The sequence below is a fragment of the Ruegeria sp. AF2 genome (assembly GCF_056542025.1).
Genome location: NZ_JBQFZC010000002.1, coordinates 635828 through 657215, shown reverse-complemented (window position 1 = coordinate 657215; position 21388 = coordinate 635828). Strand labels below are relative to the sequence as shown.

The window sequence follows — 21388 nt, the reverse complement described above, 5'->3', positions numbered from 1 at the left end:
CGGTAGCTCGTCAGGCTCATAACCTGAAGGTCGCAGGTTCAAATCCTGCTCCCGCAACCAACTTTAGAAAATCCAAACACAGCCCGTGCAGACTACAATTGATCACCCGGAGCAATTGCTTAACGTCTTCACCTCATCGCGCCACGCTCCAAAATCGACGCGTGAGGAAGAATGGGAGAATAGGGATGACCCTGAATCTATCGCTCTACGTGCTTCTGATCTCAACCCATTAATGGCGCGATATTGGTATTCTGCGCCAAGCGTTCCGATCGCTTAATGCCAATGCCGCGTTCAAACGCAGTTTGTTTGCATGAAAGCCCAATGATCAGCTTGATCCGTCTCGCAGCAGAGACGAATCAATCCGTGCGCTTCATTCCCATATTCAATCTCCTTTGCGGCAAAATGCCTTGAAAGGAGCGGTATCAACCAATCACACGTCCTAGTTTGTTCAAACCTGTAAAAGTAGTTTTGCGACGTCCAATAGTCCTGCTTGCCCAAAAAGCTCATCTGTGCTCGGTGTTGTATATGAGTTCATGGCATCTGGCTGCAAAGATGACCCTGCATCTAACCAATACCAGTGGTCTAGATTTAGTTTATTGGTATCAGCCGAAAAACCTTCGAAAATGTTCTTGACGTCAACACCTGACACCTTTGAAGTCGACTTGCGCTGCATCATCGCGATTGCTCCGGCGACCAAGGCAGCAGCACCCGATGTGCCTCCAAATTCAGCATATAATCCCGAAGGATCGTCGCGCGCACTTTCTCGTTTCTTCACAGGGCCAGCGAATGTTCCTTCCACGTAGCCCCTCGGTCCTGGAACATCCAAGGAAAGTAACCGTTGTGAGGCAAATGAAATTTCAGGGATATCATCATAAGGTGGTTCGCGCTTTTTGTGCACGTTCTCTACCCAGAAGTCGCCTGCTGAAGCAGCGCGACGGTCCAATCGGATTTGGTATCTGTTATATACTTCTCCGTCATCTGAAGGTGCGACTACGGTCAGATCACCCGAGTAGTTGGAATAACCCGATCGATAGCCGTTGTAATTGACGGCGCCTACTGAAATGACACCGTTTGCGGGATTGGATGACAAACTAGCCGGGTAAATCAGTTCACTCCTGCCCTCATTACCTGCGGCGCATACAACAGGCGTCTGCTTGCTTACCCATTCTATGACTTTCTCAAGTAGAGCCCAGGATTTTTGGATATCCAAAATATCTTCATGAACTTCTCCCGCCTTGCTTTTATGAAGGCGGGTCTCTTCATCATCGTCAAAAGAGGTTGGATAGCCGGGCCAATACGAAGGGTCAGCGGCATCGCGCGGAAATAGAATGACATCCACACCTTTCGCTTCTGCATATAGAAAGGCCGCTATCAGTTCTTCAGGGCTAGGAGATATTGAAGTTGTGATAGGAACTACTTTGCTTAGCGGGTCTACGCCAAAGTAAGGGGCAACATTACCCGCATTGCCGAACTGATCCAATTCATAACTGGTACCGCTAGTCAGGCCAGCGCATCCAGTCCCGTGAGCGGCATACCGATCATCATAGGCATCGACGTAACGCTTGACGCCAAAACCGTTACTAATTCTGTTAATTATCTCGGTTTCTTCGGGGTCGAGACCAGGTATGACCAAAGCGCTGATTCCGGTCAAATGTTGTTCTGGTAGCTCGCGGTGTCTGTTTGCTGCAGGATATGCCGATAACTCCTCGTACTTTGCTCCATACGGGTGGCTCGCTAGATCAATTGCGTCATTCCAAATAACTTGATCTGGAGGGGGAAGGGGGGCCTCTGGCGCTTCTAAGTTTGGATGATGCCGGGCCACCCCCATATCAATGAGGCCAATTTTTACATCCCGTCCTGCAAAATCCCATTCGACACCAGTTATCGTCGGGCAAACCTCACCAGATGAGGTGCCAGTTGGTACGGAAATCGCATTGATCGCCACCAGATGCCAAAGATAGTAGTAACGTTTATATAACTCATCGCCAACAGGCATTGGCTCACCTCCCCTTTGTAGCTATCCCAGCCATTCGTCTTGGGCTTCATCCATCAGTTCATCGAGAGCTTCTGTTAGATAAACCACTGTTTTCTTTGCGAGACTTCGTCCTGCAGCTGTATCACTTGGGTAGTGTAGACCTGCCCATTCTCGGTTCTCGGCAATACGCTGGGCGCGATGGAAAAGCGCTATCGTTCCCGGATGCTCTGGAACCAGCCGAGAGAACAGCTCTGCAATCGCGAATGATTGATAAGAATGGTTGGATGGATATGCAGCGTGATAGGGTACGGGGATGTAAGGACGGATAAGCGGCTGCACGATGTTTGGTCGAGGTCGGCTGAACCTATTCTTGTAAGTAAGGCCGATCTCGTTGGTGATTTCCAGCAGGATGACCATCAAGGCCTTCGTCGCATCAAATCCGCCCTGCTCGTCAATCCCTAAAGGGGTCAGGTAATCGTCAATTCCGAACTGCGCTTGCGCAACAATTTCGTCGCGACGGCGCACTTGATCTGGCTGTTTCAGTTGCTCCTGAAGCTCCAGCAGATGAGTGGTTTCGTTCAGGCTTTCATCGGGTCCTGGAGGTGGTAGAAGATCAATATTCTCCCAGATTTTCCCGAGAATACTTGTATCAATAGGAATGCCAATTTTACAGAGATCACGCATTTCGCGCCACCCAAATGAGGCATCGCTCCCACCGAAATCGAACTCAGTGCGGTTTCTGTTTCTATTTCGATTCCTATTTCTGTTTCTATTTCGATTCCTGTTTCTATTGCGGTTTCTATTTCTGTTGCGGTTCAGGGCAAAGGATGAAGACTGACCCATCGCGATTACAGCGGCTCCGAGTGCAGACCGGCTTCCAATTTCTGTGGCAACCGAATTAGCTACTTGTTCGTTCCGCTGAAGACGATCTACCAGAGTCATCTCATCAAAAAACAAATTCAATTTTTCAAGTGTTGGATCATCAATTATGTCGTCCTTGATCTCACGAATCGCATTGATGTACGCCCAGAATGTTTGCTGCTGTTCGTCATAGATTAGCGATACAAGTTCATCCCTATTTCGCTCAGGATTGTCCTCTGCGCCCAAGTTCGCCAGCTTTAAAACTTTACACGAAATCAATTCCCCACGCCGAACGAGCATACCGAAGTTGTTGAGAAAATTAACGTAATTCAATGAATCCCCCTCCCTTGATCGAAATACTAAATTTGTTTTGGCAGCCCGATACGGCTCAGACCATCCTCCATAAGTTTTGCGCTGAAGCGGGTTGGAACCGGAAACCAGTCTTCTCGAATACTTGTGAGAGACATGTCTGGCTCCAATTCGACAAGTCGATGTAACGCTTTCTCACCTTTGGTGTGATCGCCCAAGTGACCGTAAGATGCCGCCAGATAGCGCATAACTGCTTTAAACTGTGGTTGTACCGCCATTACGTTTTCGCCAAATTTGACGGCTTGTTCGAAGTCGCCATTTACCAACGAAGCTACGCAGCTTGCGCCGTCGAATAGATGACGATAAGGGCTGTGCCGTCCGATAACCCTAGCTTTGTTCGCGGCCTCCACTGCAAGCCTCGGACGATCGGTATAGCAATAGAGCATCGCAGCAGAATCCCAACACATTGCACGATATGGGCTCAGCTCCAGGGCTCTGTCAGAAAGGTCCTGAGCAATCGAAAACTCGCGGAACACGTAGGAATAGACGTGAGCGACAAGCCCTAAAACGGTCCCGTTATCTGCGTCAGCTTCGACTGCTCGCCTCGCTAGCTCTCGTGCTCTTTCTTCAAGCTCAATGTCCCACGTTCCGTAACGTTCGCCGATTTGGAACGTCGTAAAATATGCTAGCCAGGCCAAGTAAACAGGCTTGGGGTCGATTTCGTAGGCCGCCAATATGTCTGCCTGCAAATGGTCCAAACCGGGTCCGGACATTGTTAGCAAGTGATGGACTGCTGAGATCGCCGTCTTTGCAGCATGATGGGCAGCGGGGTCTCGCATATGACGCCCATTCACCAATGCCGTGAGGAGCGCATCGGTAGCGTAGCTTACAAAAGCTGCAACGCTGGAGGTCGAGAGCCCAAGAAAGTCGCCCTGATCAGCCACCACATTCTGATTCCAAATAACTTTCCGGTCCTCGGGGCGCATTGCAGTGACAGAAACTTGAAGCATGCTTTCGCAGGCTGACGCTCTGCACTGAAGAAACAAGTCGGGACCAACACCGTGGCTGGGGCTGGAGTTGTATGGCCCGGGCACGTTCGGGGTGCGATAGTCCTGAACAATCAGGGCCTCGGTTTCCGAAAGAGATTTTGATAGCTGCTCTGCGACGATATTTGCTACGAAAGAGGCTTTTTCCGATCCCGCTCCCACATCTGAGGCTAGAAGGCCAATTACGAAATTTGTTCTCGTAGTTTCTACCCATGACGCATTAGGCGTTGGCTGAGTTGTGAGATCGGTTTTACTTACTAGATTAGCACCATCTTGGTTGATGCATCGAACCGCAGACCGTTGATGCTGGAGCCAATCCATGAAAGCAGCATTGCGGCAATTGAAACCCTCCAACAGCTTATTATTCGATAGTTCTGCTGCTGGCTCCGTTACGTCTATTTCCAATTCTTGTTGATTGAGGCAAATGAGATCTTTGTCGCGAACTACACTGATTAGGGTTGCCAAACCCGTGTGTTCATTGGTGGCGTCAACGAGCCGCTCCAATAAAGCAGACCTTTCAGAAGTAGACTGGTCCTCCCAAATAATTTCGCCAGCCCGATGCGCTGAAAAAACACCTTGAGAGCAAGCTAAGAGCGAGAGAAGCATTGTCTGCTCGTTGCTTAGGTCCAGCAAAGTGTTTTGGGAGCCCCAATACTTCGGATACCCAATCAATTCGAGACGAGCCTTTGACAGCGACCCTTGGTCCGAAACCCTGATCACCTTGAATAACTCGAGAGAGTTTCCCAGATTTTTTAGTGTTGGGTAGCCGATGGAGACAAACCGAAAGTCGTTTCCACCCTGAAGCGAATTTCGGACCGCACTGGAGACCAGGACATCACCGGCCGATCCAGCACTTTCGATACGGGCCGCGGTGTTTACGGTATTCCCTATGATTTGGCGGTCTATTTCAAATGTATCACCAACATGCACACCGATCCTGAATCCGCGATCATAGTTCCCGACTTGTTCGGAAAGAGTTTCCTGTACCCTCAACGAGGCTTCTACCGCGATTGAAACACTTCTGAATGTCGCGCAAAAACCATCACCAGCAATACCCGTGACTTCACCTCCAAGAGCGACCACTACTTCACTGGCTAAATTCAGATCCGCGCGAATAGTGGATAGGGTTCGCATTTCAGTTTCGCGAACCGCTAACGAGTACCCACATGCATCAATGAACACGATGGCCATTAGGCGGGCTTCGGGTGTTTTAGTCTTGGAAAACTTTGTCTGGTCTACCCCATATCTTGACCTCAAAGTAAATAGATTAAACGTTTCTAATGCCTAAAATTCGACACCCTGATCGATTGATTTAAATAAAAATAACCCCACAGTTAGGGTCAGTAGTACACTAATCTCAGTAACTCGTCGACACTAAACGCGCTCGACATTTGCAATTGCGAACGCAGGTATTTGTTAAGTGCCAGATATAAATAAATAAATTTAGTGGTGGGTGATATGAACTGATACTTTCCGGTCATTGGTAGATGTTAAAGAGGGAAAGCTTCCGCATTACTTCATAAGTGCTTGATTCCGGTGAATAAGAATGAAACGCACCGTCGCAGCGCGAGATAAGGATGCACATTAAGAGGTCAAAGAGTTAATGCCACTTGAATATCGACAAAAGGCGTTTCTTGACATCTTGTCATTGGCTTCAATTTTTGCATCAACACGTACCAAGACTTCAAGCCTGCTAATTCATCTTTCTCTATGACAACACAACGGTAAAACCCAAGCGTCGTGTTATAATTGAATTAGATCTTTGGATTTCTACCAATTGAAGCATTGTACTATATTTCGTCAAAATGGATGCTTATCAGTTGAAGTATATTGAACTAACCTAGAACTCCCTCGTTTTTGTTTACAACAAATTTTGCTCCCAAGGTTTGATGACTTGACCCGTTCTCTGGAACGAAGGATGCGCGATGGGCACAGATGGGGAAGCAAGATGCATTCCAGTTTAAAGTGTCAGTTCAGTAGCTCGGGAAGTGCCCATCCAGTGTTGGCCGTGCAATTCGGTTGAAGCTTGATGAGGCTATCCCTCATCCAATGAGAGGTATCGTAGTTTCTGCTGAGAAGGACACCAAGCAGCGATGGTCCGCTTATCGAGCCATCTTCATGGGTGGAGAGAGTGACGTCATAGAGTTATCCTTCGAATTCAAACTCTCATCACTGAGCACCTTCGAAGTGCAGGGTTCTCAGTGGCCCCGAGAATCTTTCCGAAACATCTTGTTTCCAATTCACGAACTAAGAGTTTCGAATTTAGCCGTGGACACATTTTTGCCATAATGCCATCTTGGCACAGAGGGCGGCATGTCTTTATTTTAGCACTTTCTAGTTTTTCCAACTGGATTTGAGGGGGTTACCTAGTTCGATATGCCGCCCCACGAGCAGTCTTCTGATCGTCCAATGAATGAAGCGCATTTTCGGTGGCGTTGATACAATGCGCGTTCAAACCTTTTGTATCGCGCATCTGGGTGTAGTTATGATGTACTTCGACAGCGCCATTAGATTCTATGGGCGCAGTTTCAGGTATCTTTCCATTGATCGTTGCGCGCCGAATGATGTGCAATCGGCGATGCAGAGGTGCAACAGGTCAAGATAGAAATGCCATCAGAACGACCCCAACTAACGTCCTGAGAGCGGTATCTGAGCAAGTAAGCGCTACCTGGATAGCAAGTTTCCGCAACGTAAACATAAGCTCACTTTTCGCCTTTCAAGACTTGCTCTATGCCGGGTGCAGCATTCCGGTGGGGGCCGATATGAAACTCAGTGCGTTGGAAATCCTTTGCGTCATTTTGGCAAGTGTTGTGGCAGTGGCTGGTTTTGCCGGAGCCGTGAATGCGCTTGTTTCAGCGATCTAACGTAGCACCGCAAAGCTGTAGGGCCTTTAAGCGCATGTTGTCGCGCTCGTGACAACTGTTCTCTAGGGGCGCCGAAGGCTTTACGATAAGGTTATGAAATTAAACAATTAAAGAAATACCATACACTTCTTTGTCGTCCATCGGTGACGCCGTCGTCGCGGAAAGTGAACAGGTCTAAAGCCCGCATCGTCCAAATCTCGCGATAGCGGTATTAGATTGAAAGCGTCGCCTCGTATTCCATCTAGCAGAGGGGTTGGCGAGGGGGTCGAGCCAACCCCTCTGAAGGGGATACACGGATCAGTGAAAGTGGTCCGTTGAGCTCAGGTTATGCGATGCGTGTAGGCCCGTATATTGGGGGTTCCCCGTAGTTGGGAAAATTAATCTTTCAGACACATTCCGGACATCTCGCCCAGATACCAAAACGATACGGCGCGCCTAGAAGATGTCTGATGATTTCTTGAGGGGGTACGAGTTTGGCGCGTCGTACCTTGAACCTCGATGATTTCCCAAAAACCTCAAGCGAGGCTGATAACGGTGCCCTGCTTCAAGGACGCATCCGCCGCATCGGCCAGCAACTGAGCCCGCAGCCCATCGATGATACCTGCTGCAAGTTGTCCTGATCCGGACACAGCGGCAGTGAAATGGGCCATCTCGGCTTGATAGGCGCCTTCGTAGCGTTCAAGAAAGAAATGCTGGGCGGGGGCTTTGCGGAAACCCGACGGAGTCGCGACCTCAACCGCATTCTCCAACATGTTTTCGGCCCGCAACATGCCCTTCTCGCCATGCACCTCGATGCGCTGATCATAGCCATAGCTGGCGCGGCGCGAGTTGGAGATCTGGCAAATCTTGCCACTGGCTGTCGTCAGGGTTACGGCTGCGGTGTCGACGTCTCCGGCTTTGCCGATCTCGGGATCGACGAGCGATGATCCAACAGCGTAAACGCTGATAGGTTCTTCGCCCAGCAAGAAACGTGCCATATCCAAGTCATGGATCATCATATCGCGGAACAACCCACCCGAGCTTTCGATATAGCTGATCGGTGGCGGCGAGGGGTCGCGGGACAGAATGGTGACAATTTCGACCGCGCCGATCTCACCTTCGGCGATGCGGGATTGAATATTGGCAAAGCTCGGATCAAAGCGGCGGTTGAAGGCCGTCATGAAGGGCACGCCGGTGGCTTCGACCACCTTGATGCAGTCGCGGATGCGGTCAGCGGACATGTCCACCGGCTTTTCGCAGAAGATCGCTTTGCCGGCATTCGCCGCTTTATGGATCAGATCGTAATGGGTGTCGGTCGGAGTACCGATGACGACAGCATCGACATCTTTGCTTTCGATCAGTTCGTCCGCCGACAGGATCTGTGCGCCAGTTTTGTCGGCCAGCATCTGAGCCGGTTCTGTGAATGCGTCCGCCACTGCGCTCACCCGTGCGCCATCAATCTGCCCGATCGAGCGCGCATGAACCTGGCCGATCCGCCCGCACCCCAATAGCCCGATATTCAGCATGTCATGCCCCTTTGAACGCTTTCAGTACCCGGCGCGTCGCCTTGACCACCGGTTCATGTGTATCTTTCAGTATTTGAACGCGGTCGAACCTGTCCGGATCGGCATTCACGGCCGTTCGCAGGGCATTCCCAAAGGCCATTCGCAGCTCGGTCCCGATGTTAAATTTGCAGATTTTTGATCCGCGCGCCAGCGCAGCACGTTGCGCAACCGGCACGCCCGAGCCGCCATGGATTACCAGAGGTATATCGGTCACGGCTTCGATGGCGCGGATACGGGCCTCGTCCAGACCGCCCTCTTTGTTCTGCTGCAAATGGACGTTGCCGACCGAGATCGCCATTGCATCCACGCCGGTCTCTCGGGCGAATTGCGCGGCTTCCTCGGGGTCGGTTCCGTCCGAACCTTCACCACCCGAATAGCCGACAAAACCGATTTCCCCCTCGCAGGAGACACCAGCGGCATGGGCCATCTCGGCAATTGCAGCGGTCTCGGCGATATTCTGTTCCAAAGGCTTGCGTGAGCCGTCAAACATGACAGAGGTGAAGCCGCTGTCGATGGCGATGTGGCATTCGTCATGGGTGTAGCCATGGTCCAGATGTGCCACGACGGGCACGCTGGCACATTCGGCCAGATGGCGGAACATCTTGCCCAGAACCGGCAGCGGCGTGTGTTCGCGGCATGATGGGCCGGCTTGCAGGATGATCGGCACGCCTTCGGCTTCTGATGCGGCCACGTAGGCACGCATGTCCTCCCAGCCCAGCGTCACCAACCCGGCCACGGCATAGCCGTCGCGCAGCGCGGGTTGCAGCACGTCCGATAATGTCACAAGGCTCATTTGAACTTGGCCACCATGTCCATAATCCCCGGGATCGTATGCAGCTGGGCTGCATGGGTCGGTTGGAAATACTGCTTCAGCGAGCGCTGACTGAGCCCGCCAAGGATGGTGAAATAGTACATTTCATACCCCGGCAAAACTGCGCAGGGGTGATAGCCCTTGTCCAGCAGGATCGTCGAGCCATCCATGATGTGATAGGCATCACCCGGCTTGTTGTCTTCGCGCTGCAGCATCTGGACGCCAGAACCATAGTTGGGCCGGAAGCGGAAATTATAGGTTTCGTCATGGCGGGTTTCGATCATTTCGCCATCGTCGCTTTTGCGGTCGGTGTCATGTTTGTGGCTGGGAAAGCCGGACCAGCCGCCCTGACCCACGGTATAAAGTTCAGACACCAGCAAGCGGCCGACCTTGTCGTGATGGTTCGCGCCCAGAATGTGTTTGATCTTTCGATGGGTTTTGGTGTCGTCCGATCCATACTGCACCAGATCCAGCTCGGGTACGCGGACATCAAAGGGTTCAAGCACACGGTCGAATTTTGCGCCCGCGATGAAGGTTTCGGTTTCATCCGTCATGCAGGTTATTCGAACCTTGGCGCCGACGGGAACGTATACGCCCTCGGGCTCGCCATCCCAGACGTCGATGGTGCGGTTGCCAAGGTTGGTATAGATCGCGCCGTCCACATCGACATCCACGGTACCGGTAGCGGGCACGATGCAGGTCTCATAGCCCGGTACGGCATATTCGAACACCTCGCCCTTTTTCAGTTTGACGATGTTGAAATAGTTTAGCGGCACCAGATCATGGTCGGCATCGACGATAGGTTTGTTCTGGTTGTCATGGGGCGCAATATGCATCTGCGTCTCCTTTCAGGTATCCGTGGAGCCCGGGTGTTGGGCCAGAAATTCGTCAAGTTCGGGCGTCGTCGGCATGGCCCCGGCGCAGCCGGGTTTCGACACGACGATCGACGCGCAGGCCGAACCGCGCAGCACCGCATCGCGCAGGTCATGCCCCGCAGCGATCGAGGCCAGCAGTCCGGCCAGGAAGCTGTCGCCTGCGCCGTTGGGCTTCACGGCGGTAACGGGGTAGATGCCGGTGCGGACCTCTTGCCCGTCTGCCAGCGTAATGGCCCCCTCATGGCCCATCTTGTAGATCACCATCTTGCCGTTGGCCGCCAATTCGCGGGCCTTGTCTAAACCTTTTTCGATGCCGCCCGCCATAAAGCCGAACTCTTCATCATTGCCTACGATCAGATCGCTTTCATTCCCTGCGCGGGTCAGAACCTCTGAGGCGACTTCGGGTGATGGCCAACTATAGGGGCGGTAATCGATGTCGAAGATCACCGGCAGACCTGAGGCGCGCGCATTTTCAAATGCGCGGAAGGTGGCCGAGCGTGAGGGTTCCGCAGCAAACACCGTGCCCGCCGTGATCAGGGCTGAGAAGGCGCTGTAATCGACCGCATCCATATCCGCCTCGGTTACCTGGAAATCAGCGGCGCCGTTGCGGTAGATGACATTCTGAAAGTCTTCGATGCAACTTTCGTAGACAGCCAAGGACGTACGCGCCTCGCCACCCACAGCTCGGACATATCTCGTTTCAACGCCATAGTCCCGCAGCCGGTTCACACAGAACCGCCCCACGGCATCATCCGAGACCGAGGTGACCAGCGCCGCTTGCGATCCCAGCTTCACCAGTCCGGCGCAGATATTGGCGCTTGATCCGCCCAGATCGGCGCGAAACAACTGTGCGTCTTCGCTTTTGGTTCCGACCGGATCCGCAAACATGTCCATTCCGACCCTGCCGAACACGGCAAAGCGGTTACCTTTTATACCTTCAATCAGAGTCACGTGCGCCCCTCGGTATTGCCTGCCCGCGCGGCATCCAGCACCTCGGGGTAGGGATAATTCAGGCCCAGCAACTGCCGCAGATCGGGACTTGCCTGATCAAGGAAATCCTGCGGTAGCGCAGCGGGCATATCTTCCATCGGTTTAACCCATTTGGGCAGATACTGGATCAGGATCGCGCTGCGGTCGTGATCCGCTTTGTTCGGCATCGCGCAATGCCACGTTACGCCATAGAACAGAGCAACATCACCAGGCTCACCGGTCATCTGCTCGCATTTGTCATAGAACTTGTCTTCGGGCGTGGGATAACGCAGCTCTTTCTGCGATCCGGGTACATAGCCGGTCGCGCCGCTTTCCTTGGTGAACGGGTCCAGCAAAACCGAGACCTGTGCATTCATCGGAAATGATCCATTCAGACCGACGGGATGCGTTTCGGGGCTGTGAAAGTCCCAATAGGGATAGTCGACATGCGGCTCCTGCCCCGGCCCGCCCGGCAGGATGCGATTGGCAGCGATCGAGCCCATGATGAACTCGGTCCCCAGAAACTTGCGGAGGATCTTCATCAGAACCGGATGCGCAGCCATGCGTGAAAACACGTCGCCCTTGGCCAACAGGTTCCAGACCCGCCGCTGCAGGTTCAGTTTGCCATCTTCTTCCGCAGCGCCTTGGAAATGGGTCACTTTCTCGGCCGCCGATTCGGATTCGGCCATGACGATGGCACGTGCCTCGGCGATCTCTTCAGGGGTGAAAAGGCCCGAGATTGCGACGACTCCGTCACCGTTCAGCAATTCATCCGCAATGACGTCTGGGTCAGCCGTTTCTGCCTTGAATCGTTTCATCAGATGCCCTTGCGTTGTTTTTCGCGGGTCGATTCCCATTCGACATGGGCATCACGAACCTTCTCGTTAGCCGAAGTGTGGGGTGTTCCAACCTCCCACCATGCATGGCCTTCAGTGGTCCAGCCTTCATAGGCGTCCACGTCCATCACAATCACATAAGTCTTGTCGCTGGCCTTGGCGCGCTTGAACGCTTCGGCCAGTTCCGCCGGGTTCGCGACCTTTTCGCTGGTGGCCCCCATCGAGGCCGCGTGGGCCGCGAAATCAACGCCAAAGGCTTCGGGGATGGTGGGGCAGTCTTCCAGCAGGTTGTTGAAGCTTTCGTTGCCTGTGTTGTTCTGCAGCTTGTTGATGACTGCAAAACCGCCATTGTCCAGCACCAGAACAATCATCTTTTTGCGGCTCAGAACCGAGGAATAGATGTCCGAGTTCAGCATCAGATATGAGCCATCACCGCAAAACGTAATCGTGTCCTTATCCGGCTCACGCTCAGATTGGGCAATGCGCGCCCCCCAAGCGCCTGCGATCTCATAGCCCATGCAGGAGAATCCGAACTCAACATCAACGGTGCCAATATCCAGCGTGCGCCAGTTGGCGGTGACTTCAGCGGGCAGACCTCCGGCAGCGGCGACCACGCGGTCACGCGAGTCACAGAGTTCGTTCACAACGCCGATGGCCTGAGCATAGGAATTTGGACGGTTCCCGTAAGACACATTCTCAGCCACGTAAGCATCCCAATTGCGGCGCTCGTCTTGCGCAAGTGAAACCCAATCGGATGCAGCCGTGTAGTCAATTGCCTGTGTTAGAGCCTGAATTGAAAGCTTGGCATCCCCAACAACTGGTAAGGACATGTGCTTACCCGCATCATGCCGCGCAGCATTGATCGAGATGAACTGAGCGTCTTTGGCAAAGGCGGTCCACGATCCGGTGGTAAAATCCTGCAGCCGCGTGCCAACAGCGACGATCACATCGGCTTGCTCCGCAATTGCGTTGGCACTGTCCGATCCAGTGACGCCGATCGGGCCAATGTTCAGCGGGTGGGTCGCCAGCATATTGGCGCGGCCCGCGATGGTTTCGACGACCGGGATCTGAAGCTTTTCGGCGAATTCGGTCAGCTCGGTCACGGCTTTGGAATACTGCACGCCCCCACCCGCGATGATCATCGGGCGTTTCGCGCTTGCCAACGCGGTAGCGGCATCGGCGATTTCATCCGCATCGGGAGATTGGCGACGAATGCGATGCACTTTTTTCTCAAAGAACTTCACCGGGTAATCATAGGTCCAACCCTGCACATCCTGTGGCAACCCGAGGAACGCCGGCCCGCAATCGCCCGGGTCCAGCATTGTCGCTATAGCGGCGGGCAGAGATTGAATGACCTGTGCCGGATGCGTGATGCGATCCCAATAGCGGCTGACCGGTTTGAAGGCGTCATTCACACCAAACGTCGGGTCATAGTAGTTCTCCATCTGCTGCAGAACCGGATCCGGTAAGCGGGTGATGAACGTGTCCCCGCACAACATCAGCATTGGCAGCCGGTTCGCATGGGCCAGTCCAGCAGCAGTCAACAGATTCGCAGTGCCGGGGCCTGCGCTAGCGGTGCAGAACATGAATCGCTGACGCAGCCACTGCTTGGCATAGCCTGCGGCGGCGAATCCCATGCTCTGTTCATTCTGTCCGCGATACAACGGCAGCTCATCCCGGACAGTATTCAGTGCCTCGCCCAGGCAGGTCACATTGCCATGACCAAAAATCCCGAAGCCCCCGCCACATAGGCGATATTCCTGACCATCGATCTCGATGAACTGGTTCGACAGCCAGCGAATGATCGCCTGCGCCGTTGTCAGGTAAACAGTTTCGTGTTGCGCGGACATGTCTGCGGGCTCCTTTAGGAAAATTATGATGCAGTGCCGAATGCAGCTTGCGAGAGTCCTATTCTCACGATACAAGTTTTGCAACCGGTTGCAAATGGTTTTCAAGAAAAAGCGAGGGAGGACGTCGGAATGGCAGAGATCGGCATTGGCATTCTAGGCGGCGGATATATGGGCAAGGCTCATGCGGTCGCCATGTCCTCCGTTGGGGCAGTGTTCAACACGGCCTTGCGACCACGGTTAGAGATGGTGTGCGCCTCGTCATCGGAAAGCGCTGAGCGGTATCGTCAGGCCTATGGATTCGCGCGCTCGACGGATGACTGGCGTGTGTTGGTGAACGACCCGAAGGTCGAGGCCGTTGTGATCGCCACGCCTCCGGAAACACATCGCGAGATCGCTCAGGCAGCGTTTGCGCTGGGCAAACCGGTGCTGTGTGAAAAGCCTTTGGGCGCGTCGCTGGAGGATGGTGCGGCGATGTCAGCAGCGGCCGAGGCCTCGGGCTTGGCCAACATGGTTGGTTTCAACTATATCCGCACCCCGGCCAGCCAATACGCTCGCGCTCTGATAGCCGAAGGAGAGATCGGCGACATCACATGGTTTCGGGGTGAGCATACCGAAGATTTCTACGCGCACCCTCAAGCCCCGGCAACCTGGCGTACAACAGGAATGTCGAACGGAACGATGGGTGATCTTGCGCCTCATATGATCAATGCTGCACTGGCTTTGATCGGCCCGATTTCACGCGTGATGGCCGAGGTCGAAACCGTGCACAATAGCCGCCCGGGTGGCGAAGTTGACAATGACGACCACGCTCAGATGATGGTGCGGTTCGCGAACGGAGCAATGGGATCGATCTATATCAGTCGAATCGCGACGGGGCGCAAGATGGGCTATGCCTATGAGATCAGTGGCACCAAGGGTGCGATCCGCTTTGATCAGGAAGACCAGAACGTTTTGTGGCTCTACCGTATGGAGGGTCCCGAAGCTGAGCGTGGCTTTCGTAAGATCCTGACCGGCCCCGCACACCCGGACTATGAGCCGTTCTGTCAGGGCCCTGGCCATGGCACGGGCTATCAGGACCAGATAATCATCGAAGCACGCGATTTCTTGCGTGCAATCGAGACAGGTAAACCGGTTTGGCCGACCTTCCACGACGGGCATGAGGTCAACCGGGTCGTCGCTGCGGCATTGGCATCGTCAGCGGATGAAAGCTGGAAAAATATCGAAGATTTCTGAGCATCGGAGACAAGACAAGATGAGCATCAGAATTGGCAATGCGCCCTGTTCCTGGGGCGTGGAATTTGCGCAGGACCCGCGCAATCCGCATTGGAAAACAGTTCTCAGCGAATGCGCTGCGGCCGGGTATAAGGGTATCGAACTCGGCCCGGTGGGTTTCATGCCCGAAGACCCTGCGGTGCTGGCCGATGCGCTGGCCGAGCATGATCTTGAACTGATCGGCGGCGTTGTGTTCCGCAACTATCACGACCCCGACGCGTGGGAAGACGTGCTGGACGCCACCCACCGCACCGCTCGCGCATTGAAAGCGCATGGGGCGAAGCACATGGTGCTGATCGATGCGATCTCACCCCGCCGCGCGCCAACCGCTGGTCGCGCCGATGAGGCTGAGCAGATGGACAAGGCCGAGTGGACGGCGTTCCGGGATCGGATTTCTGAAAGCGCGCGGATCGGGTCCGAGGAATACGGGCTGACCGTTGGGATGCACGCTCATGCTGCGGGCTTCATGGACTTTGAACCTGAACTTATCCGTTTGCTGGACGAGGTCGATGAAAGCCTTCTTAAAATTTGCTTCGATACGGGGCATCACTCTTATGCCGGGTTCGATCCGGTCGGCTTCATGAAGCGCTACGTTGATCGGATCTCGTACATGCACTTCAAGGATATCTCTCCGACAGTGAAAGCGGATGTAATTGCCAATCGGACGGGCTTCTATGATGCTTGCGGGCAGGGGATTTTCTGCAATCTGGGTGAAGGCGACGTAGACTTTCCAACCGTTCGCCAGGTGCTGCTGGACGCTGGTTTCACAGGATGGTGCACGGTCGAGCAGGATTGCGACCCAACGCTCGACCCTGATCCTGTAGGGGACGCGCGGAAGAATCGTGAATACCTTGAATCAATTGGTTTCAGTTAAGGAGGTCCAGACCATGACCAAGCTGAAATGGGGCATGATCGGAGGCGGCGAAGGTAGCCAGATCGGACCGGCGCACCGGCTGGGAGCGCTGGCGGACGGGCATTTCCAATTCACCGCCGGAGCGCTGGATCACAGGCCTGACATTGGTCGCGAATACGCCCAACGATTGGGTATCGCGGCAGACCGAGCCTACGGCGACTGGACCGAGATGCTGGAAGGTGAGCGCGGGCGCGAGGATCGGATTGATCTGGTCACTGTAGCCACTCCAAATGCGACGCATTTCGAGATCACCAAAGCGTACCTTGAGGCCGGGTTCAACGTGCTGTGCGAAAAGCCCATGACCATGACGGTGGAAGAGGGCGAAGAGATTGTCAAAGTCGCCGAGAAATCAGGGAAGATTTGCGCGGTGAACTACTGTTACTCGGCTTATCCGATGGTGCGTCAGGCTCGTGCGATGGTGCGCGCAGGTGAGATCGGCAAAATCCGTCTGGTCGTTACCAATTTCAGTCACGGCCATCACGGAGACGCCACTGATGCTGACAATCCACGCGTGCGCTGGCGCTATGATCCTGCGATGGCGGGTGTTTCCGGGCAGTTCGCTGATTGCGGTATCCACGCGATGCACATGGCCGGATTCATTGCGGATGATGAGGTTGAGACCCTGTCTGCAGATTTTGCTTCAACCATTGGCAGCCGTGAACTTGAAGATGATGCCATGGTCAACTTCCGCACGACAAAAGGCGCTGTTGGCCGGTTGTGGACCTCTTCGGTCGCCATCGGTCGGCAGCACGGGTTCGACATTCAGGTGTTCGGAGAAACCGGCGGTCTTCGATGGGCGTCGGAGCAGCCGAACCAGCTTATCTACACGCCTGTTGGTGGTCGCCTGCAGATCATAGAAAAAGGCGAAGGCGGGCTGCATGAAGACGCGCAACGACTCAGCCGGGTGGCGATTGCGCATCCCGAAGGGTTCCCGTTGGCGGTTGCGAATATCTATTGCGATCTCGCAGATGCTATTGCCGGGGAAACCCGCGACGGCTTGCCCAATGCGGCAGACGGCGTGCGGTCGATGGCGGCTGTGCATACAGCGGTCGAGTCGGCGAAACAGGGCAGCGCGTGGATGGATGCCCGGCCACCGATGTTTCGTTAACTCTCAGATACGGGGCGCAATGTGCCCCGTTCCACCACCGAACATGGGAATATCCGCGCCTCCGGATATCGGTCGGGTTCGTTCAGGGTTGCCACCATTAGCTCGATCGAGGAACTCACGATTTGCCGGATCGGCTGATGGATGGTGGTGAGATCAATATTCTCCCACCGTGCCATTTCCATGTCGTTCAGGCCGATGATGCCGATGTCTTCGGGCACCTTTAGGCCACTATCCAGAATTGCGGATAACACCCCGATGGACAACACGTCATCGCCGCAGAAATATGCATCAGCCCGCTCAGATTGCAGCAAGCGTAGCATTTCCTGACGACCTGCATCGAATGAGTAAGCCTCAGCAAACGAGCAGGTCACATCAATGCTAGGATGCCGGGCCATCTCTGACATGAATCCCGCATGGCGATCCTGAGTCGAGGTCGCCGCCTCGGGCCCGCCGAGAAAGGCTACTTTCGTATAACCACGCGCGACCAGCTCGCGGGCCGCCATGCGTCCGCATTCCACATTGTCGATCCCGACCACATGAACCTGCGGTGAAGAGGATGACCGGCCAAAGCTGTGCACCACTGGTACGCCAGCATCCCGAAACGCTTTTGCGAACCCGGGCGGCAAGGTCGACGACGCTACGACAACGCCATCGACCGAATATTGGCGCAGCATTCGTACCGAATTTTCGGGTTCAACCTCGTCGGTCAGATTCACCAGCAACGGGCGCAGGCCTCGGTCCTGCAGCCCCCGGGTAAAGAGGTCGAAAACTTCAAGAAAAATCGGGTTGTGGAAGTTGTTCGAGACCAGCCCGATCAGCTTAGTTCGGCCTGTGGTCAGAGATGAAGCCAGTGCATTTGGGCTGTATCCCAGCTCACGCGCGGCCTTCTCGACTTTTCGGCGCATCTTGTCGGATACCGAGGCCCCATCGGTGAAAGTGCGCGACACCGCCGAACGTGAAACGCCGGCGCGTTCTGCAACCTCTTTCAATGTGACAGCCATGATCCGTCTGACCTTCCTGCGTTTAGTGGCAGTCCTTTTACCTGTATTCTTTGGCAGATACAGTATGAAACACATCTGACACCGTTTGCAACCGGTTGCAAAATTTTGACAGATATGCTCTAACTCGAGTCGGAGAGGTGCGAAGGACTGCCTCAATCCGCGATAACATGAGTTTTGGGAGGACATCATGACTTCACTGACGAAGAAGTTGGCGCTGGCGGCGGCGGTAGCTGCGACGCCTCTGATCGCAGCCACGGGCGCTGCGGCGGAAGGTGAGAAATACATTCTGGTCAGCCACGCGCCAGACAGCGACAGCTGGTGGAACACGATCAAGAACGGCATCGCGCTGGCAGGCGACCAGATGGGTGTCGAAGTCGAATACCGCAATCCGCCCACTGGCGACCTTGCTGATATGGCGCGGATTATCGATCAGGCGGCTGCTTCGGGTCCGAACGGGATCATTACCACGTTGGCGGATTATGATGTGCTGAGCGGACCGATCAAATCAGCGGTTGATGCGGGCGTTGATGTCATCATCATGAACACTGGTACGCCGGATCAGGCACGGGAAGTTGGTGCCCTGATGTATGTGGGTCAGCCCGAATATGATGCCGGATTTGCTGCAGGCCAGCGCGCCAAAGGTGACGGCATCGGCTCGTTCCTTTGTGTGAACCACTATATCGTTCAGCCCTCAAGCCAGGAACGTTGTCAGGGCTTTGCAGACGGCTTGGGCATTGAACTGGGGGATCAGATGATCGACGCCGGCCAGGACCCAGCCGAGATCAAGAACCGCGTGCTGGCCTATCTGTCGGCGAACCCGGATACTGATGCGGTTCTGACACTGGGTCCAACCTCGGCTGATCCGACAATTCTGGCGCTGGAAGAAAATGGTATGGCCGGTGACATCTATTTCGGCACCTTCGATCTGGGTGGTGAGATTGTCAAAGGCATCAAGTCTGGCGTGATCCAGTGGGGAATTGATCAGCAGCCCTTCCTGCAGGCTTACCTGCCGGTTGTTGTGATGACCAACTACCACCGCTATGGCGTTTTGCCGGGCAACAATATCAATTCGGGTCCCGGCTTCGTAACTGCTGATGGTCTGACCAAGATCGAAGAATTTGCTGGCGAGTACCGCTGATTCTTACAGCGCGGGCGCCCCGCCAAAGCGGCGCCCGCCAACAACTATCTGACGCAAAATCACTGCTTAACTCGGAGGGGCGTTCTAATGAGCGAGTCTGCTCAAAACACGGCTGTAACCGACGAACGGATTAAAGAAATATCGCCGCTGCGCAAGGCCTTGATCCGGCCTGAACTCGGCGGGATGGTTGGCACCGTTGCCGTCTTCACCTTCTTTCTTTTGTTCGCTTTTGACAGCGGCATGTTCAACGCACAGGGCATGATGAACTGGTCAGTTGTCTCGGCGCAGTTCATGATCATCGCCGTAGGTGCGTGCCTTCTGATGATTGCCGGTGAGTTTGACCTGTCAGTCGGGTCGATGATCGGCTTTTCGGGCATGATGATCGCAATTTTTTCGGTCACGCTCGCGTGGCCGGTCTGGATGGCAATTCTCGTCACGTTTGCAATGGCGGTGGCAATCGGCGCGCTGAATGGTTGGATCGTGATCCGGACTGGTTTGCCCAGCTTTATCGTAACGCTGGCCTTTCTGTTCATCTTGCGCGGCTTTACCATCTTCCTGCCGCAGGTGATCGAGCGCAAAACTATTATCGGCGGTGTGAAAGACGCAGCCGAAGGCGATTGGCTGGCGCCGATCTTTGGTGGTAAAATTTTGCAGGGATTGTTCCAATGGCTCGGGGATGCCGGGATCATCGCCGTATTCGAGCGTGGCACCCGCGCCGGTCAGCCGGTTGTGGATGGTATTCCAATGCTGATCGTCTGGGCGATCGCACTGATCATCTTTGGACACGTGCTGCTGACCAAAACGCGGTTCGGCAACTGGATCTTCGCCTCGGGCGGGGATGCTGAAGCGGCGCGCAACTCGGGTGTGCCTGTGAACCGGGTCAAGATTCTGATGTTTATGTTCACGGCCTTCTGCGCCACCGTCTTTGCCGTCTGTCAGGTGATGGAGTTCGGATCGGCTGGTGCTGACCGGGGTTTGCTGAAAGAGTTCGAGGCGATCATCGCCGTGGTCATCGGCGGCGCGCTTCTGACCGGAGGATACGGCTCGGTACTGGGCGCAGCGCTGGGCGCGCTGATCTTTGGGGTGGTGCAACAGGGGTTGTTCTTTGCCGGTGTCGAAAGCTCGCTGTTCCGGGTCTTCCTTGGGGTGATCCTGCTGGGGGCTGTGATCCTCAACACCTATATTCGCCGCATCATCACGGGAGAGCGTTGATATGAATCCCGAACATGAACCCATCATCCAGATGAAAAACATCGAAAAGCACTTCGGCAGCGTGATCGCGCTGGCGGGTGTCTCGGTGGACGTGTTCCCCAGTGAATGCCACTGCCTTCTCGGCGACAACGGTGCGGGCAAGTCGACCTTCATCAAAACCATGTCGGGCGTGCACCAGCCTACGCACGGAGAGATTCTGTTCGAAGGCCACCCCATGCATTTCGCCGACCCGCGTGATGCCATCGAGGCCGGGATCGCAACCGTGCACCAGCATCTGGCCATGATCCCGTTGATGTCGGTCTCGCGCAACTTCTTCATGGGCAATGAGCCGGTAAAGAAGGTCGGACCTCTTCACTTTTTTGATCATGACTATGCCAACAAGGTCACGATGGAAGAGATGAAGAAAATGGGGATCAACCTGCGCGGACCCGATCAGGCGGTGGGCACGCTGTCAGGTGGTGAACGCCAGACCGTCGCCATCGCGCGGGCGGTGCATTTCGGGGCGAAGGTTCTGATCTTGGATGAACCGACCTCGGCCCTTGGGGTGCGCCAAACAGCCAACGTTCTGGCGACCATCGACAAGGTGCGCAAGCAGGGTATTGCAGTGGTCTTTATTACTCATAACGTCCGCCATGCGTTGGCAGTGGGGGACCGGTTCACGGTACTCAACCGCGGTCAAACGCTGGGTACGGCGCAGCGTGGCCAGATCACCCCGGAAGAGCTGCAGGACCTGATGGCCGGTGGTCAGGAGATGGTCGAGCTTGAAGGCAGTCTGGGCGGAACCGTCTGATACTTTTTTGCCCC

The 21388-nt window shown here is 54.7% G+C and carries 16 protein-coding genes; 6 read left to right on the top strand and 10 right to left on the bottom strand.

What is annotated here, in order from left to right; all coding sequences use genetic code 11:
- Window positions 1-448: 448 nt before the first annotated feature.
- The 9 genes from ACR0NM_RS10740 to iolD all read right to left on the bottom strand — a co-directional run bounded on the left by ACR0NM_RS10740 (window position 449) and on the right by iolD (window position 13940).
- Window positions 449-1996, bottom strand: coding sequence for a S8 family serine peptidase (locus ACR0NM_RS10740; RefSeq protein WP_223117251.1), 1548 nt, complete (start codon window positions 1994-1996; stop codon window positions 449-451).
- A gap of 21 nt (window positions 1997-2017) precedes the next feature.
- Window positions 2018-3169 carry a phosphatase PAP2 family protein gene (locus tag ACR0NM_RS10735; RefSeq protein WP_480614621.1) on the bottom strand — a complete coding sequence of 384 codons (1152 nt, stop codon included), beginning with the start codon at window positions 3167-3169 and terminating at the stop codon, window positions 2018-2020.
- Window positions 3170-3195: 26 nt separating this feature from the next.
- On the bottom strand, window positions 3196-5382 hold the full coding sequence (locus tag ACR0NM_RS10730) for an adenylate/guanylate cyclase domain-containing protein (RefSeq protein ID WP_480614617.1): 2187 nt from the start codon (window positions 5380-5382) through the stop codon (window positions 3196-3198).
- Window positions 5383-7570: 2188 nt separating this feature from the next.
- Complete coding sequence (gene iolG, locus ACR0NM_RS10725; RefSeq protein WP_480614614.1) at window positions 7571-8560, bottom strand: inositol 2-dehydrogenase; 990 nt, start codon at window positions 8558-8560, stop codon at window positions 7571-7573.
- 1 nt (window position 8561) lies between these two features.
- A complete protein-coding gene (locus tag ACR0NM_RS10720; protein ID WP_480614611.1) occupies window positions 8562-9392 on the bottom strand; it encodes a class II fructose-bisphosphate aldolase in 831 nt (276 codons plus the stop codon).
- Window positions 9389-10246: a 5-deoxy-glucuronate isomerase gene (locus ACR0NM_RS10715; RefSeq protein WP_170395026.1), complete on the bottom strand. Its 858-nt coding sequence runs from the start codon at window positions 10244-10246 to the stop codon at window positions 9389-9391. Before ACR0NM_RS10715 ends, ACR0NM_RS10720 begins: the two co-directional genes overlap by 4 nt.
- A gap of 12 nt (window positions 10247-10258) precedes the next feature.
- A complete protein-coding gene (gene iolC / locus ACR0NM_RS10710) occupies window positions 10259-11236 on the bottom strand; it encodes a 5-dehydro-2-deoxygluconokinase (protein ID WP_480614608.1) in 978 nt (325 codons plus the stop codon).
- Window positions 11233-12072 carry a phytanoyl-CoA dioxygenase family protein gene (locus ACR0NM_RS10705; protein WP_480614605.1) on the bottom strand — a complete coding sequence of 280 codons (840 nt, stop codon included), beginning with the start codon at window positions 12070-12072 and terminating at the stop codon, window positions 11233-11235. Before ACR0NM_RS10705 ends, iolC begins: the two co-directional genes overlap by 4 nt.
- Window positions 12072-13940 (bottom strand): 3D-(3,5/4)-trihydroxycyclohexane-1,2-dione acylhydrolase (decyclizing), encoded by a 1869-nt coding sequence (iolD, locus tag ACR0NM_RS10700; protein ID WP_480614602.1) that lies wholly within the window; start codon window positions 13938-13940, stop codon window positions 12072-12074. The genes ACR0NM_RS10705 and iolD overlap by 1 nt, the downstream gene beginning before the upstream one ends.
- 129 nt (window positions 13941-14069) lie before the next feature.
- Here iolD and ACR0NM_RS10695 point away from each other — a divergent pair, with 129 nt between their 5' ends.
- Genes ACR0NM_RS10695 through ACR0NM_RS10685 form a run of 3 tightly spaced genes read left to right on the top strand, consistent with a single transcriptional unit; the run spans window position 14070 to window position 17233 of the window.
- Window positions 14070-15173, top strand: coding sequence for a Gfo/Idh/MocA family protein (locus tag ACR0NM_RS10695; RefSeq protein WP_170648922.1), 1104 nt, complete (start codon window positions 14070-14072; stop codon window positions 15171-15173).
- A gap of 19 nt (window positions 15174-15192) precedes the next feature.
- Complete coding sequence (locus tag ACR0NM_RS10690; RefSeq protein WP_170425992.1) at window positions 15193-16086, top strand: sugar phosphate isomerase/epimerase family protein; 894 nt, start codon at window positions 15193-15195, stop codon at window positions 16084-16086.
- A gap of 13 nt (window positions 16087-16099) precedes the next feature.
- Complete coding sequence (locus ACR0NM_RS10685) at window positions 16100-17233, top strand: Gfo/Idh/MocA family protein (RefSeq protein ID WP_170408589.1); 1134 nt, start codon at window positions 16100-16102, stop codon at window positions 17231-17233.
- On the opposite strand, the gene ACR0NM_RS10680 is transcribed toward ACR0NM_RS10685, so the two are convergent.
- A complete protein-coding gene (locus ACR0NM_RS10680) occupies window positions 17230-18234 on the bottom strand; it encodes a LacI family DNA-binding transcriptional regulator (RefSeq protein ID WP_170395012.1) in 1005 nt (334 codons plus the stop codon). The genes ACR0NM_RS10685 and ACR0NM_RS10680 overlap by 4 nt on opposite strands.
- Before the next feature lie 187 nt (window positions 18235-18421).
- On the opposite strand from ACR0NM_RS10680, the gene ACR0NM_RS10675 reads away from it, so the two are divergent.
- The 3 genes from ACR0NM_RS10675 (at window position 18422) to ACR0NM_RS10665 (ending at window position 21374) form a co-directional block, all read left to right on the top strand.
- Window positions 18422-19372: a sugar ABC transporter substrate-binding protein gene (locus ACR0NM_RS10675; protein ID WP_170395010.1), complete on the top strand. Its 951-nt coding sequence runs from the start codon at window positions 18422-18424 to the stop codon at window positions 19370-19372.
- An 87-nt stretch (window positions 19373-19459) separates the two neighbouring features.
- Window positions 19460-20584 (top strand): ABC transporter permease, encoded by a 1125-nt coding sequence (locus ACR0NM_RS10670; protein WP_170408588.1) that lies wholly within the window; start codon window positions 19460-19462, stop codon window positions 20582-20584.
- 1 nt (window position 20585) lies between these two features.
- Window positions 20586-21374, top strand: a complete 789-nt coding sequence (locus ACR0NM_RS10665) for an ATP-binding cassette domain-containing protein (protein ID WP_170515245.1) — start codon at window positions 20586-20588, stop codon at window positions 21372-21374.
- The last annotated feature ends 14 nt before the right edge of the window (window positions 21375-21388 follow it).

Excerpts from the sequence above, each read along its gene's own strand:
- ACR0NM_RS10740 (WP_223117251.1), bottom strand. The coding sequence starts at position 1,996 with ATGCCTGTTGGCGATGAGTTATATAAACGTTACTACTATCTTTGGCAT.
- ACR0NM_RS10730 (WP_480614617.1), bottom strand. The coding sequence starts at position 5,382 with ATGGCCATCGTGTTCATTGATGCATGTGGGTACTCGTTAGCGGTTCGC.
- iolG (WP_480614614.1), bottom strand. The coding sequence starts at position 8,560 with ATGCTGAATATCGGGCTATTGGGGTGCGGGCGGATCGGCCAGGTTCAT.
- ACR0NM_RS10720 (WP_480614611.1), bottom strand. The coding sequence starts at position 9,392 with ATGAGCCTTGTGACATTATCGGACGTGCTGCAACCCGCGCTGCGCGAC.
- ACR0NM_RS10715 (WP_170395026.1), bottom strand. The coding sequence starts at position 10,246 with ATGCATATTGCGCCCCATGACAACCAGAACAAACCTATCGTCGATGCC.
- ACR0NM_RS10705 (WP_480614605.1), bottom strand. The coding sequence starts at position 12,072 with ATGAAACGATTCAAGGCAGAAACGGCTGACCCAGACGTCATTGCGGAT.
- iolD (WP_480614602.1), bottom strand. The coding sequence starts at position 13,940 with ATGTCCGCGCAACACGAAACTGTTTACCTGACAACGGCGCAGGCGATC.
- ACR0NM_RS10695 (WP_170648922.1), top strand. The coding sequence starts at position 14,070 with ATGGCAGAGATCGGCATTGGCATTCTAGGCGGCGGATATATGGGCAAG.
- ACR0NM_RS10690 (WP_170425992.1), top strand. The coding sequence starts at position 15,193 with ATGAGCATCAGAATTGGCAATGCGCCCTGTTCCTGGGGCGTGGAATTT.
- ACR0NM_RS10685 (WP_170408589.1), top strand. The coding sequence starts at position 16,100 with ATGACCAAGCTGAAATGGGGCATGATCGGAGGCGGCGAAGGTAGCCAG.
- ACR0NM_RS10680 (WP_170395012.1), bottom strand. The coding sequence starts at position 18,234 with ATGGCTGTCACATTGAAAGAGGTTGCAGAACGCGCCGGCGTTTCACGT.
- ACR0NM_RS10675 (WP_170395010.1), top strand. The coding sequence starts at position 18,422 with ATGACTTCACTGACGAAGAAGTTGGCGCTGGCGGCGGCGGTAGCTGCG.
- ACR0NM_RS10670 (WP_170408588.1), top strand. The coding sequence starts at position 19,460 with ATGAGCGAGTCTGCTCAAAACACGGCTGTAACCGACGAACGGATTAAA.
- ACR0NM_RS10665 (WP_170515245.1), top strand. The coding sequence starts at position 20,586 with ATGAATCCCGAACATGAACCCATCATCCAGATGAAAAACATCGAAAAG.